Annotated in this window: 9 protein-coding genes; 1 reads left to right on the top strand and 8 read right to left on the bottom strand. The window is 73.6% G+C overall.

Going from position 1 to position 14217, the window contains the following annotated elements:
- Positions 1-594 (bottom strand): flavodoxin family protein, encoded by a 594-nt coding sequence (locus tag OG444_RS02400; protein WP_405786954.1) that lies wholly within the window; start codon positions 592-594, stop codon positions 1-3.
- A gap of 103 nt (positions 595-697) precedes the next feature.
- Between OG444_RS02400 and OG444_RS02395 the strand changes: the two genes are divergently transcribed.
- Positions 698-1042, top strand: a complete 345-nt coding sequence (locus OG444_RS02395) for a MerR family transcriptional regulator (RefSeq protein ID WP_327260482.1) — start codon at positions 698-700, stop codon at positions 1040-1042.
- A 56-nt stretch (positions 1043-1098) separates the two neighbouring features.
- On the opposite strand, the gene OG444_RS02390 is transcribed toward OG444_RS02395, so the two are convergent.
- The 7 genes from OG444_RS02390 to OG444_RS02360 all read right to left on the bottom strand — a co-directional run bounded on the left by OG444_RS02390 (position 1099) and on the right by OG444_RS02360 (position 14212).
- Complete coding sequence (locus tag OG444_RS02390) at positions 1099-1554, bottom strand: DoxX family protein (protein ID WP_327260481.1); 456 nt, start codon at positions 1552-1554, stop codon at positions 1099-1101.
- 53 nt (positions 1555-1607) lie between these two features.
- A complete protein-coding gene (locus OG444_RS02385; protein ID WP_327260480.1) occupies positions 1608-2255 on the bottom strand; it encodes a 4'-phosphopantetheinyl transferase family protein in 648 nt (215 codons plus the stop codon).
- 68 nt (positions 2256-2323) lie between these two features.
- Positions 2324-2956 (bottom strand): isochorismatase family protein, encoded by a 633-nt coding sequence (locus tag OG444_RS02380; RefSeq protein WP_327260479.1) that lies wholly within the window; start codon positions 2954-2956, stop codon positions 2324-2326.
- A 12-nt stretch (positions 2957-2968) separates the two neighbouring features.
- Positions 2969-4672 (bottom strand): (2,3-dihydroxybenzoyl)adenylate synthase, encoded by a 1704-nt coding sequence (locus OG444_RS02375; RefSeq protein WP_327260478.1) that lies wholly within the window; start codon positions 4670-4672, stop codon positions 2969-2971.
- Positions 4669-5874, bottom strand: coding sequence for an isochorismate synthase DhbC (dhbC, locus tag OG444_RS02370; protein ID WP_327260477.1), 1206 nt, complete (start codon positions 5872-5874; stop codon positions 4669-4671). Before dhbC ends, OG444_RS02375 begins: the two co-directional genes overlap by 4 nt.
- 197 nt (positions 5875-6071) lie before the next feature.
- Positions 6072-6905 carry a 2,3-dihydro-2,3-dihydroxybenzoate dehydrogenase gene (locus OG444_RS02365; RefSeq protein WP_327260476.1) on the bottom strand — a complete coding sequence of 278 codons (834 nt, stop codon included), beginning with the start codon at positions 6903-6905 and terminating at the stop codon, positions 6072-6074.
- A gap of 152 nt (positions 6906-7057) precedes the next feature.
- Positions 7058-14212, bottom strand: a complete 7155-nt coding sequence (locus tag OG444_RS02360; protein WP_327260475.1) for a non-ribosomal peptide synthetase — start codon at positions 14210-14212, stop codon at positions 7058-7060.
- Positions 14213-14217: the final 5 nt, after the last annotated feature.

Here is a 14217-nt window from a genome sequence, read left to right as displayed (position 1 = left end):
TCAGGCCGTTTCCTCGTGCGGGAAGCGGGCGAGTGGGGCGTCCTGCTCGAAGAAGGTCTTGGCGCGGATCCTCGCCCGCTCGTCGTCGCGGACCTGGCCCGGCCGTGAGCCGTTGCCGAGCAGTACACCGCCGAACCGCATCCGCATGTAGGCCGCGGTGTGATGAAGGCTGGTCACAAGCCCGGCGGCACGGGTCTCGTCGTGGTCCGCCATGGCCGTCACCCCCCACAGGGTCCGGCCCGCCATCCGCTGCTTGAAGTCCGAGCCGGGCACCGTCAGCCAGCCCGACCAGTAGTCGAGGTACCGCTTCGTGTGCGCGGAGAGGGAGTACCAGTACAGGGGCGAGGCGATGACCAGGTCGGTCGCCTCCAGCGTGGCCCGGCGCAGGATCTCCTCGCTCTCCCCTGCCGTCCAGCCCTCGGCCTCGTGCCGTCCGTCCCGGAAGTCCGGCAGCGACAGCGCCTCCAGATCGATCCACCTCTGTCGAACCCCGGCGGGCAACTGCTCGGCGGCCGCCCGCGCGAGGATCTCGGTGTTGCCGCCGGACCGGGAGCTGCCGAGGACGAAGAGGAACGAGCGGTCGGTCATGAACATCACTCCAGAGGTGCGCTTTCGAGTCGGCGGAATGCCCGCGCTCAGCGGTGACGTTAGAGGTTGACATCAGTGTGAAGGTCAACCGGACGCAGAGGTACGGCACATGCTCATCGGTGAACTGTCCCGCCGCACGGGAGTCAGCTCCCGGCTGCTGCGCTACTACGAGGCCCAGGGGCTGCTCGACGCGGAGCGCGGCCCGAACGGGTACCGCGACTACACCGCGGATTCCGTGGCCGCCGTGCGCAAGGTCCGCGCCCTGCTGGCGGCGGGCCTGTCCACCGAGGTGATCCGTTCCGTCCTGCCGTGTGTCCGCGGCGAGGGGGTGCGGTTCGCCTGGTGCGAGGAGATCCGGACCGTCCTCGACGGTGAACTGGCGGCCATGGACGCGCGCATCGAGGGCCTGCGGCACAGCCGCGACACCCTGGCCTGCTATCTGGAACAGGCCTGAGCCCCGCCCCCGAGGGTTCGGGGCGGGGCTCAGGCTGCCGGCCACGGGACGCCGGGTCAGACAGTGGCCGCCGTCTGCGGCCGCTGCTCGGTCTCCGCCGCGGCACGGTTCCCACGGGCGGGCAGCAGCCCGTCCAGGGCGAAGGCGCCCGGTCCGGTGAAGGCGAGCAGCAGGAAGGCCCAGCAGTACATCGCGGAGGATTCCCCGCCGTTCTGGATCGGCCAGAGGGCGTCCGCCTGGTGGGCCGTGAAGTAGGCGTACGCCATCGAGCCGGAGGCGATGAAGGCCGCGCTGCGGGTCCCGGCGCCGACCATCACCAGGGCGCCGCCGACGAGCTGGATCACCGCCGCGTACCAGCCCGGCCAGGCCCCGACGGGGACCGTGCCGCCGCCGTGCGCGCCACCGAGGACGCCGAAGAGGGAAGCGGCGCCGTGACAGGCGAACAAGAGACCGGTGACGATCCGGAAGAGACCCAGGGCATAGGGCTGGGCGTTGTTCAGACGTTCCGTCATGGGGAGATCCTTCGTTCGAATACGGGGACGTGGGGGGTGAGCGGGGGAGGACCTCAGGCGGTCCAGAGGGCCAGGGCGGCGACCCTGCCGGGGGGCACGGGCAGGTCGTACACCTGGTGCGCGGACGTACGCGCCGGCTCCGCGGCCGTGCCCACGTAGGGCAGCCGCGCGCCGTGCGACAGCCCCTGCCCGGTGGACTTCAGCACGGCCTCCTTGCGCGTCCAGCAGCGGGCGAAGGCGGCCGGCCGGGCGGGCCGGGGCAGGTCGAGCAGTTCGGCGCGCTCGTCCTCGTGCAGGCCGGTCATGGTCTCGTGGACCAGGGCGTCCGACGGTACGTCCTCGACGTCGACGCCCACCGGAACGGGAGCGACCGCGACCAGGACCAGGTCGCCGGCGTGCGCGAGGGAGAAGTGGACGGGGCGCCCCGGCAGGTAGGGACGGCCGTGCGGACCGCCGCACGCCACGCACGGCTCCCGGTCGATGATGAGCCGGGCCGGCGGAGTCCCGAGGACCGTGCCCAGGATGTCGCGCAGGCAGACGTGCGCGACCAGGAAGCGGTCCACGTCCGCGAACCGGCGGAAGCCGTCCGCCCGCAGCGACTCGGCCCGGTCGAGCTCGCCCCGCCGCGCGGTGGCGGCCGCGGCGTTCTCCGCCACCGAGGCCGTCCAGACACGGGTCTGTCCGGGCAGGGCCACCGGCACGGGCACGGGGTACACGGGCGGCACGTGCGCGGCTGCCGGCCGCGGCCGTGCCCGGAGCGAGGCCGGTCTCACAGCTGCGCGCAGACCCGGTCGGCCGTGGTGACCACGGCGCAGCGGCCCGCCGCCCACTCCAGCGCCGTCCGGTGCTCGCGCTCGGAGAAGTCGGCGACGGCGTCCGCGACCACGAAGGCCCGGATGTCCTGCATCCAGGCGTCGCAGGCCGTCATCAGCACGCCGATGTGCGCGTACACGCCGGTGATGACCAGCTGGTCCCGGCCCATCGCGTGCAGCTGCTCCGCGAGGTCGGTCCGTACGAAGGCGCTGTACTTCCACTTGGTGAGCACCGTGTCTCCGGGGCCCGGGGCCACGGCGTCGGGGATCGCGCCGGCCATCGGGTCGGCGGGCAGGCCGGGCCCCCAGAAGTCCTGCTGGAGCCCGCGCTCGAGCGGACTCTGGCCGCCGGGCTGGGCGGTGTAGAACACGGGCACCCCGGCCCGGCCCGCCTCCTTCTTCAGCCGCGCGACCTGCTGGAGCATGCCGGTGACGGGCTGTGCGTCCGTGTCGAAGGCCGACAGGAAGTAGTTCTGCAGGTCGTGGACGAGCAGGACCGCGCGGTCCGGGTCCACCGTCCAGTCGACGCGGTTGGCCGGCAGCTCCTCGGCGGTCGGCAGCGGGTAGGGGGCGATGGCGGGCAGGGCCATGGGTTCATCCGTTCAGTGCTGATGGGGCGGTACGGGGACGAGGGCCGGGGCCTCGGGGGCGGCGGTGCGCAGGTCCCGTTTGGAGACCTTGCCCACGCCGGTCTTGGGGAAGGCGGAGACGAATTCCACCCGGTCCGGCACCTTGTACGCGGCGAGGCCGCGTTCCCGCACGAACTTCTTCACGGCGGCGGGCCGCAGCGCCTCGGCGCCCTCGCGCAGGATCACGTAGGCGCAGGTGCGCTCGCCGAGATAGGCATCCGGTTCGCCGACGACATTGGCGTCGTGGACGGCCGGATGGGCCAGGATGTGGTTCTCCACCTCCTCCGCGGCGATCTTCTCCCCGCCCCGGTTGATCTGGTCCTTGGCGCGCCCCTCGACCACCAGGTGCCCGGTCGGTGTCATCCGGACGATGTCACCGGTCCGGTAGAAGCCGTCCGGGGTGAACGAACGGGCGTTGTGCTCGGGCGCGTTCCAGTACCCGCGGATCGTGTACGGGCCGCGGGTCAGCAGATGGCCGGACTCGCCGGGGAGCACCTCGCGGTCCTCGTCGTCGACGATCCGGATCTCGTCGTCCGGGGAGATCGGCCGGCCCTGGGTGGTGACCACGGTCTCCTCGGGGTCGTCGAGGCGGGTGTAGTTCACCAGCCCCTCCGCCATCCCGAACACCTGCTGGAGCGTGCATCCCAGTCCCGGCCGCACCCGGCGGGCCGCCTCCTCGCTGAACTTGGCGCCGCCGACCAGCAGGACGTCCAGGCTGCTCAGGTCCAGATCGGTGCGCGCGGCGGCCTCCGTCCACAGCAGGGCCAGCGGAGGCACCAGGCCGGTGATCGTCACGCCCTCGGACTCGATCAGCGGGAAGGCGACGTCGGGCACCGGCTGCGGGCACAGCACCACCCGGCCCCCCGCGTACAGGGCGCCCAGCGAACCGGGCGAGGACAGCGGGAAGTTGTGGGCGGCGGGCAGGGCCACCAGGTACACCGAGTCCGCGTCCACGCCGCAGATCTCGTTCGAGCCCCACAGCGAGTAGATGTAGTCGTCGTGGGTGTGGGGGATCAGCTTGGGGACGCCCGTGCTGCCGCCGGAGAGCTGGAGGAAGGCGAGGTCGTGCGGGGCGGGCCCGTCGCCGAGGCCTCCGGCGGGTGCGTCGAGGGGGACCTCGGCCAGCGACGTGAAGTCGCCCGGGTCGGCGTCGGCGACGAACACCTGGCGCAGGCCCGGGACTTCGGCTCGGACCGCGACGGCGAGCTCGCGGTAGTCGTAGCCGCCGTGCACGGCGGGGACGATGTAGGCCGCCGCTCCGGTGAAGGAGCAGAAGTAGGAGATCTCGGTGCGGCGGTGCGCCGGGAGGGCGAAGACGGGCAGGGCGCCGATCCGGAAGAGCGCGAAGACGACCTCGAAGAACTCGGCGGTGTTCGGCAGTTGTACGACGACCTTGTCGCCGGGGGCGATGCCGCGCGCCATGAGGCCCGCGGCCATCCGGTCGGCCCGCGCGTCGAGTTCGCCGTAGCTCCACGTGCGCCGGACCCCGTCCGGACCGCCGGCCGGGTCCACGAGGGCGATCCGGTCGGGGTGGGCCGCGGCCCGCTCCCGCAGCACGGACCCGAAGGTCTCGCCCCGCCACCAGCCGGCCGCCCGGTAGCGCTCGGCGAACTCGGCGGGCCAGGGCTGCCAGGCGGGGCCGGCCGCGGGGGTGAGAGGCTCCAGGGGGTCGCTCACAGCTCGGCTCCGACCGCCTGCAGGAAGGTACGGAACTTCGCTGCGGTCTCCGCGGTCTCGGCGTCGGGCTCGGACGCGGAGACGATGCCCGCCCCCGCGTACAGGCGCAGCCGGTTCTCCTCGGCCTCGGCGCAGCGGATGGTGACGACCCACTCGCCGTCACCGCTGCCGTCCTCCCAGCCGATCATGCCGGTGAAGAAGCCGCGGTCGAAGGGCTCGGTCTCCTCGATCACCCGGCGGGCCACGTCGGTCGGGCTGCCGCAGACGGCGGGCGTGGGGTGCAGGCTGGAGGCGATCTCCAGTGCGGAGACGTGGGGTCGTGCGAGCATTCCGGTCACGGTGGTGGACAGGTGCCACATGGTGGCCGTACGGAGCAGAGTGGGCCGCTCCGGGACGTCGAGGGAGCTGCAGTACGGGGCCATCGCCTGGTGGACCGCGTCGACGACCACGGCGTGCTCGTGGAGGTCCTTGGCGGACTGGAGCAGGGCGGCGGCCCGGCGGACGTCCTCGGCGAGGTCCGCGCTGCACGGGGTCGACCCGGCCAGCGGGTTGGAGATGAGCCGGTCGCCGCGGCGGGACACCAGCAGTTCCGGGCTGGCACCGAGCAGGTTGCGGCCGGGGCCGGTGGGGAGCGCGAAGGTGTAGCCGGAGGGGTCCCGGCGGGCGAGACGCTGGACCATGGCGGGTATGTCCAGGGGTCTGTCGGAGGCGAGTTCGAGGGTGCGGGCCAGTACGACCTTGCTGAACTCGCCCTGCCACATCCGGTCCACGGCTGTTGCCACGCCCTTGGCGTAGACGTCGGGCTCGGGGACGGACGCGATGGCCCAGCCGGTGGCTTCGGGACCGTCCGCGGGAAGGGCGATGAGCGGGTCCGAGGCGAGCGGCGGGCCGCTGCGCAGGAACTCCGGAACGACGAGCGCCGCGCGGGCGTCCGGGGCGAAGGGGATCGCGCCGATCACCATGGGACAGGGGTGCCCAGCCCGCCGGGCCTCGGCCAGGGCCCGGGCGACGCGGTGCGGCAGGGGCTCGGCGGAGTGCGCGACCTCCTGGCGCACGCCCTCGGCCAGCAGGGTCCGGGTGGGTGTCGCGAGGAACCGCGATCCGCTGCGATAGGCGTCGAGCAGCGTGGTGGCGGCGCCGACGGAGGGGTGCACCGGATCGGCCGGTGCGGGGGGCGTGGCGACTTGGTGGACCGTCGGCACGGTGACTCCTCTTCAGGGTGGGGGCAGGTGCGGGCAGGTGGGTGCGGCCGGGCGGTCGCCGGCTGCGGAGGTCCGGGTGGTGCGCATGGCGCGGGTGGTACGCGAGGCGCATGTGATGCAGAGGGCGCGGGGATTGCGCGTCGTGCGCACGTGGCGTGCATGGCGCGGGGGAGGGCGCGGGCCGTGCTGCCGCGGGGTCAGCGCAGCGTGGCTCCGCCGTCCACGTAGAGGTCCTGCATGGTGATGTGACGGGCCTGGTCCGACGCGAGGAACACGACGGCGTCCGCGATGTCCTGCGGGTCGGCGATCCGGCCCAGCGGGATCCCCGTCCGGTAGCTGGCGAGATCCCCGTCCAGCACCCGGGCGGACGCCTGCGGGTCCTTCCAGAGCCCCCACTGCATGGGGGTGTCCGTGGACCCGGGGGCGACGATGTTGCAGCGCACTCCGCTCCGGGCGTACTCCAGGCCCAGACACTTGGTGAACATGACGGCCGCGGCCTTCGAAGCCGCGTACGCGGACATGCCGGTGCGCGGGATTCCGGCCGCGTTCGAGGCGACGGTGATCACGCTGCCGGAGCCGCGTTCCGCCATGGCGGGAACGACGGCGCGGGAAGTGAAGAAGACGCCCTGGACGTTGACGGCGAAGGTGGCCGCCCAGTCCTCGTCGGTCAGTTCCGCGACCGGCGCGGCGCGCAGGATCCCGGCCACGTTCACCAGGATGTCGACCGGGCCGAGTTCCCGTCCGATCAGTGCGACGGTCCGCCCGACGGCAGCCGGGTCGGTGACATCGAGCCCGTAGGCGCGGACCGCGCCTACGCCCGCGGCCGGAACCCGGCCGGTCTGCGATCCGAGCTCCGCCGCCAGCGCGGTGACGGCCTTCGCCGAGACGTCCGTCGCGGCCACGGACGCGCCGAGGCGGAACAGCGTCCGGACGACGGCCTCGCCGATGCCCTGGCCCGCGCCGGTGACGAGCGCGACTTTCCCGGTGAAGCCGCTGGTCCCGGGGACGCCGGGCACACGGTGGTCGGACATGCCGCCCCCTCCTCAAATCTTAGGTAAGCCTAACCTAATTAAATGCTGAACGGCACTACGCGGCGCGTGGGTTGTGACGAGGGCCTCGGCGCCGCTGCGGGTGGGGGCGCGACGGAGCGCCCCCACCCGCACCCGGGGGTCAGTCCCGGGGGTCAGTCCCGGGCGCCCGGCTCGGCCGCGGCCAGCGCACGGGCCAGCACCGGACCGATCTCCGCCAGGACACCTGGGGACATCAGGTCGTCGTGCGCGCAGTCCAGGACGTGCTCCTCGAGCCGGCCCCCCAGGTGCGCGGGCCAGACCAGTCCCGGCGCCTCGTCCGCCGGAGTGGACCGGGCCGCCGTGAAGAACAGCACGTCACCCCGGTAGCGGAGGGTGCGGCTGCGCGACAGCAGCCGTACGCAGTGCACGTTCGTGTCGACGATCGCCCCCAGCAGCGCCTCGTCGAAGCCGGCCAGCAGGCCCTGGCTGTCGCGGATCGCGTCGACCGCCTCCGCCCGGTCCACCGGAGCATCGCCCTCCGGCGGGTTCAGTCCGGCCACCGAGAGCAGGAAACCGCTCTCCTCGCGCTCCAGGCGCTCGCGCCAGTCCGGCGCGTCGATGTACGACCAGTCCTCGGTCTCCGGCGGGTACGCGTCGAGCAGCCCCAGGAAGGCGACTTCCTCGCCGCGCTCCTGGAGCAGCGCGGCCAGCGTCTGTGCCACGGTCCCGCCGAAGGAATAGCCGAGGAAGTGGTAGGGACCCTCGGGCTGGACGGTACGGATCTCATCGAGGTAGAGCTCCGCCAGGGCGGCGACATCGGCCACCTCGGGCTGCGCGCCGGCGAGCCCGGGCGACTGGAGCCCGTACACCGGCCGGTCCGCGTCCAGGTACCGCAGCAGGCCGGTGTACTGCCAGGCGAAGCCGGACGCCGGGTGGAAGCAGAACAGCGGCGCGGCCGTTCCCCGTTCCCGCAGCGGCATCAGCACCCGCAGTGCGTCCCGGCGGGCGTCCGACCCGATCCGGGCCGCCAGGTCCGCCACCGTCGGCGCGGCCATCACGGCGCCGACCTGGACCGGGGTGCCCAACTCCGCGCGGATCCGGCCGACCAGCCGCATGGCCAGCAGCGAATGGCCGCCGAGCTCGAAGAAGTTGTCCTCGGCCCCGACCCGCTCGAGGCCCAGCACGTCCGCGAAGATCGCGCAGAGCAGTTCCTCGCGGCCGTCCTTCGGCGCCCGGCCGCCGCCCGCGTCCCCGAAGTCGGGGGCGGGCAGCGCCGCCCGGTCCACCTTGCCGTTCACCGTCAGAGGCAGCGCCGACAGCTCCACGAAGGCCGACGGAACCATGTATTCCGGCAGTGCGGCCGACAGCCGGGCCCGCAGGGCCGCCGGTTCGGGGGCCTCCGCGGCCGACGCCACCGTGTAGGCGACCAGCCGCTTCACACCGGTCGGCCCCGTGTGGACCACCACGGCCGCCGCCGCGATGCCGGGCTCCGCCGCCACCGCCGACTCGATCTCGCCGAGCTCGATGCGGAACCCGCGGATCTTGACCTGGTCGTCGGCGCGCCCGAGGTAGTCGATCTGCGCGTCCCCGCGCCACCGCACCAGGTCGCCCGTCCGGTACATCAGCGTGCCGGGCTCGCCGAACGGATCCGCGACGAACCGCTCCGCGGTCAGCTCCGGCCGCCCGAAGTACCCGCGGGCCAGCCCCGCTCCCGCGAGGTACAGCTCACCGGCCACGCCCACCGGCACCGGCCGCAGCGCGCTGTCCAGTACATAGGCCCGGGTGTTGAAGATGGGCCGCCCGACGCAGGAGGCGGCGCTGTCGTCCACGTCGGCGCCCAGCGCGTTGATCGTGTACTCGGTCGGGCCGTACAGGTTGTAGCCCATGGTGCCCTCGGTACGCTTCAGCAGCTCCCACAGGCCGTCCGGCACCGCCTCGCCGCCCAGCAGGAACAGCGTCGGCCGGTGCCGGTCCGCGTCCAGCAGACCCGCCTCGACCAACTGCAGGCCGTACGAGGGGGTCACGTTGACCACGTCGATGCCCACACGGTCGTAGTGCGCGGTCAGGGCCGCCGGGTCCAGGCGCAGCTGCTCGCCGATGACGTGCACCTCGTGCCCGTCGACCAGCCAGAAGAACTCCTCCCACGACATGTCGAAGGCGAAGGACACGGTGTGCGCCACCTTCATCCGGCGCCCGCCCGCCAGCGCCACCGCCGGAGCGAAGATCCGCTCGCGGTGGTTGAGGAGCATGTTGGTCAGACCCGAGTAGGGGACCACGACGCCCTTGGGCCGTCCGGTGGAGCCGGAGGTGTAGATGATGTAGGCGGGGTGCCGGCCGTCCCGGACGCCCGCCAGCTCCGACTCCGCCAGGGGTCCCTCCGGCAGCGCCGCCAGCTCGGCCACCACCGCCGGGTCGTCCAGCAACAGCGCCGGTACGCCCTCCACCACCGGCACCCGGTCCGTCACCGGGGCCGTCGTGATCAGGCACAGCGGCGAGGCGTCCTCCACCATCGCGCCGAGCCGGTCCACGGGGTGGTCGAGGTCCAGCGGGAGATAGGCCGCGCCGGTCTTCAGTACGGCGAACAGCGCGACCACGAAGTCCGCCGACCGCGGCAGGCCCAGGGCCACCACGACCTCCGGCCCCGCACCCCGCGCCACCAGGGCGCGCGCCAGCCGGTTGGCGCGTGCGTCGAGCTCCGCATAGCTCAGCCGACGGCCCTCGAAGACCAGGGCCGTCTCCCCGGGGGTACGGGCGGCCTGCTCGGCGAACAGGTCGATCACCGTGGTGTCCGGGACCTCGTGGCCCGTGTCGTCGCCGGTCGCGAGCAGTCCGGCCCGCTCCGCGGTCTCCAGGGTGACCAGCCGGCCCACCGGGACCGCCCCGCCGTCGGCGAGCTGCTCCACGAGCAGCGCGAGCCGGCCCGCCAGGTGCCGGGCGGTGGCCTCGTCGTACAGGTCGGGCCGGTAGCCGAGGCTCAGTTCCAGGGCCGGACCGGGGGTGACCGCGAGGGTCAGCGGATAGTGGGTGCCGTCGACGCTGTGCGTCCAGCCGATGGCGTGGGCCGCCACTGCCTCCTCGCGGGCCGCGTCGTTCAGCGGGGTGTTGCGGAAGACGTACAGGGTGTCGAAGAGCTGCCCGAGCCCCGTCAGCTGCTGGATCGGTCCGAGCCCCACGTAGTGGTGCGGCAGCAGGGCCGCGTGCTCGCCCTGCACCCGCACCATCAGCTCGCGCAGCGGCTCGTCGGGGCGCAGCGCGACCCGGAACGGCAGCGTGTTCATGAACATGCCGATCATCTGGTCGACCCCGGCGAGATCCGCCGGACGGCCGGAGACGGTGGCACCGAAGACCACGTCGTCGCGGCCCGTCATGCCGGCCAGCGCCATCGCCCACGCCGTGCTGAGCACGGTGTTGAGGGTCACCCCGCAGCCGCGCGCGAAGGCACGCAGCCGGTCGCTGGTGTCCACGTCCAGAGACAGGTCCACCACCTCGGCGGTCACCGGCTGCCGGTTCGGATCGGCGCGGGCCACGAGCGTGGCCTGGTCCAGCCCGGACAGGTGGGTGCGCCAGGCCTGCTCGGCCGCGTCCCGGTCCACGGCCGACAGCCAGCGCAGGTAGTCCCGGTAGGGGGTGACGGGCGGCAGCACGTCCTCGGAGCCGCCGTGCCCGTACAGGGCGAACAGCTCCTCGAAGAACAGCGACTCCGACCAGCCGTCGGTCAGGATGTGGTGCTGCGTCACGCACAGCATCCAGCGCTCCGCCGAGAAGCGGATCAGGGCCACGCGCAGCAGAGGCGGGGCCGCGAGGTCGAACCGCGTCGCCGCGTCGGCCAGGGAGAATTCCCGCAGCGCCTCGTCCTGTGCCGCCCGGTCGAGATGGCTGAGGTCGATCTCCCGCCAGGGCAGCTCCCACTCGCCCGGCACCACCTGCACCGGGCCGTCCAGACCCTCGTGCCGGAAACCGGACCGCAGGTTGGGGTGGCGCCGCAGCAGGGTGTCGAAGGCGGCGCGCAGGGCGGGCCCGTCGACGGCGTGCAGCAGCTCGACGAAGTTCTGCATCAGATAGACGTCGAGCGCCCGGTCGTCGTAGACGGCGTGGAAGTACAGGCCCTCCTGCAGCGGTGCCAGCGGCAGGACCTCCGCCACGTGCGGGAACACCGCGGCCAGCGCGGCCTCCTGCCCGGCGTCGAGGGTGACGAGTGGACCGGCCGACGCCGGGTAACCGCCCCCCTGGTCCCCGGCGTTGCGGGCCGCGGCGGCCATCCGCTCGACCGTCCGCTGCTCGAAGACATCGCGCGGTGTGAGGACCAGGCCCGCCTTCCGGGCCCGGGTCACCAGCTGGATGGAGACGATGCTGTCCCCGCCCAGTACGAAGAAGTCGTCGTCGATCCCGGCCGAGGCCAGCCCCAGCACCTGCGCGAAGACGGCGCACAGCGCCTCCTCGCGGGCGTCGCGGGGCGGGCGCGAGCGCGCCGCCGTGCCCAGCTCGGGCGCGGGCAGCGCCGCCCGGTCCAGCTTGCCGCTGACGTTCGTCGGGAGGGAATCCAAGGCCACCACGGCCGCCGGGACCATGTAGTCGGGCAGTACGCCGGCCAGCGCCTCCCGGAGCGCCGCCCCCGCGACCGGGCCGGTCACGTAGGCGACCAGCCGCTTGACCCCGGGCGTGTCCTCGCGGACCACCACGGCAGCGGAACCGACACCGGGCAGCGCGGTCAGGGCCGACTCCACCTCGCCGAGCTCGATCCGGTAGCCGCGGATCTTCACCTGGTCGTCGGCCCGCCCCAGGAACTCCAGCTGCCCGTCGGAGCGCAGCCGTACGAGGTCGCCCGTATGGTACATCCGCGAGCCCGGCGGACCGTACGGGTCGGCGACGAACCGCTCGGCGGTCAGCGCGGACCGGCCCAGGTACCCGCGGGCCAGACCGTGGCCCGCAAGGTACAGCTCACCGGGGGTGCCGGCCGGCGCGGGCCGCAGCGCGGAATCCAGTACGCGGGCGGCCGTGTTCCCGATGGGCCGTCCCACGATCGGGGTGGCCGAGTCGGCAAGGTCGGCGCCGAGCGCGTCCACCGTGTACTCGGTGGGCCCGTACAGGTTCACCGACATGACCCCGGGCGCCTCGCGGACCTCCGTCCACAGCGCCTCGGGCACGGCCTCGCCGCCCAGGAGCAGCAGCCCCGGCCGGTGGTGCGAGCGGCTCAGCAGCCCCCACTCCAGCAGCGCGCCGGCGTAGGTGGGCGTCACGTCCATGGCGTCGATCCGGTGTTCGCGGACGTAGCCGACGGTGAACTCGGCGTCGCGGCGTCCGATCTCGTCCAGGACGTGCAGCTCGTGCCCCGAGACCATCCAGAACAGCTGCTCCCACGAGGTGTCGAAGCTGAAGGAGGCGGTGTGCAGGGCGCGCAGCGGCCGCCCGCCCGCAGCCGCCACGGCCGGGGCGAAGACGTCCGCGACGTGGTTGGCGTACAGGTTCGCCAGACCGCCGTGGGTCAGCACGACCCCCTTGGGGCGGCCGGTGGAACCGGAGGTGTAGATCACGTAGGCCGGGTGGCCGGACTCCGTGCGCGGCGGACGGAAACCGGCGCCGTGCGAGGCGAGTTCCGCGGTCGCCTCCGCCGAGTCCAGGACGATCCGGGTGGGTCCGCCCACGGTCTCGGCGGGCAGCAGCGCGAGCGCCGCCTCCGTGGTCAGCACACACACCGGCGCCGCGTCGTCCAGCATCAGGGCGATCCGGTCGGCGGGGTAGTCCAGGTCCAGCGGCAGGTAGGCAGCGCCCGACTTCAGGACGGCCAGGATGGCCACCACCGACGCGGCCGAGCGCGGCACGGCCAGCGCCACGACGGACTCGGGTCCGGCGCCGCGCGCGGCGAGCAGCGAGGCCAGCCGGTCCGCCCGGTCGTTCAGTTCGGCGAAGGTCAGCCGGTCGGGGCCCGAGACCACGGCGCAGAAGTCCGGGGTGGCGGCGGCCTGCTCGGCGAACCGGTCGGCGACCGTACCGTCGGCCACATCGCGCGCGGTGCCCGCTTCCGCGGTACGCAGCTCCGCGCGGTCGGTGGCGGTCAGCGGCTCCAGCGTCCCCACCGGGCGGCCGGGGTCGCCCGCGACCTGGTCCAGCAGCGTGGTGAACCGCTCGGCCACGCGGGCGACGGTCCGGGCGTCGAAGAGGTCCGGCCGGTACTCCAGGGCCAGCTCGGCCCGCTCGTCCAGGGACACCGAGAGGGTGAGCGGGTAGTGCGTGCCGTCCCGGGCCTCGACCCCCGTCACCCGCACCCCGTCTGCCAGCGGCGCGCGGGTCGACGGGTCCACCGGGTAGTTCTCGATGACGACGAGAGTGTCGAAGAGCTCGCCGCCGCCCGCCTGCTTCTGGATCAGGCGCAGGCCCAGGTGGTGGTGGGCGAGCAGGGCGTTCTGCTCGTCCCGGAACCGTCTGAGCAGGTCCGCGACGCTTTCCCACGGCCGCGCCGTGAGCCGCACCGGGACGGTGGTGATGAACAGTCCGACCATCGACTCGACGCCCGGGAGCTCCTCGGGCCGGCCCGCGACCGTCAGCCCGAAGACCACGTCCCGGCGGCCCGTCAGACTGCCGAGCAGCAGGCCCCAGACCGCCTGGATCACCGTACTGGGCGTGGTGCCCAGCGAGCGCGCCGCCGCCGTCAGCCGGGCGGTGGCCGCCCCCGACAGCTCCACGCGGTGCACACCGGGCCGCACCGCCGTACGGGACGGGTCGGCCGGGGCCACGAGCACGGCCTCGTCCAGCCCGGCCAGCGCGGTCCGCCAGGCGCCCTCGGCGGCCGGGACGTCCTGCGCCTTCAGCCACTTGAGGTAGTCGCGGTAGGGGCGTACGGGCTGCTGCGCAGAGGCGTCGCCGTCGCTCTCGTACAGCGCGAGCAGGTCCCCGACCAGCAGTGGCATCGACCAGCCGTCGACCAGGATGTGGTGCACGGTGACCACGAGCAGGTGGTCGCCTTGGCCCCGGCGCACCAGCAGCAGCCGCAGCAGCGGCGGCCGGTGCAGCTCGAACCGGCGGTCCAGCTCGGCGCGTTCCGCCCGGCGCACCGCGGCCTGCGAGGGGTCGGCCGACAGGTCCGCCCGGCCGAGCGAGAAGGTCACCTCGGCCGGCACGAACTGCACCGGCTGGGGCACCCCCTCGTGCCAGAAGCCGGCCCGCAGGTTGGGGTGGCGGCGCAGCAGGGCGGCGCCCGCCCGCTCCAGCCGGTCCGCGTCCACGGGGCCGGCCAGCGACACGGAGACCTGCACCGTGTACACGTCTGGCGCGCTCGCGTCGTAGACGGAATGGAACAGCATGCCCTGCTGCAAGGGGGACAGCGGAAGCATGTCCT

Origin of the sequence: Streptomyces sp. NBC_01232, from assembly GCF_035989885.1 — a bacterium.
Taxonomy (GTDB): domain Bacteria; phylum Actinomycetota; class Actinomycetes; order Streptomycetales; family Streptomycetaceae; genus Streptomyces.
This window is presented reverse-complemented; position numbering and strand designations above follow the sequence as displayed.